Raw genomic sequence first — 431 nt, 5'->3', positions numbered from 1 at the left:
TGCCATACCAAGCAGACACGTCACTATGCTCCTGTGGCCACTTTTCTGCACTCCCTACATAGGGAGATCGAAACTGTCGGCAGGTTTGTGAGCGGTCGGGGCAAGGTCCGCGCCGTCCATTTCGGGGGCGGCTCCCCGACGATGCTGAAGCCCGACGACATCCTGGCGCTCGGTAGAGCGTTGCGGGACCGGTTCGACTTTCTCGATGATGCCAGTCTTAGCGTCGAGATCGACCCAAACGATATGGACGAAGGGCGGCTGGATGCCTTCGCTGCGATCGGCATGACGAGAGCGAGCCTTGGCGTCCAGGACTTCGATCCCAAAGTGCAGAGGGCTATCAATCGCGAGCAGAGTTTTGCCCTCACGAGAAGCATTGTCGATGCGGTCCGCGCGCGGGGCGTTGCATCCGTCAATCTGGACCTGCTCTATGG

Annotated in this window: 1 protein-coding gene; it reads left to right on the top strand. The window is 60.1% G+C overall.

Annotation, left to right across the window (positions count from 1 at the left end; translation table 11 throughout):
- Positions 1 to 431, top strand: a 431-nt coding sequence (locus tag EOA29_RS40205; protein ID WP_127222597.1) for a radical SAM protein, incomplete at both ends; no start/stop codon positions are given.

It is taken from the genome of Mesorhizobium sp. M1E.F.Ca.ET.063.01.1.1 (assembly GCF_003998155.1).
Classification (GTDB): domain Bacteria; phylum Pseudomonadota; class Alphaproteobacteria; order Rhizobiales; family Rhizobiaceae; genus Mesorhizobium.
Note: the sequence above shows the minus strand (reverse complement) of the source record. Positions and strands in the feature narration are given on the sequence as shown.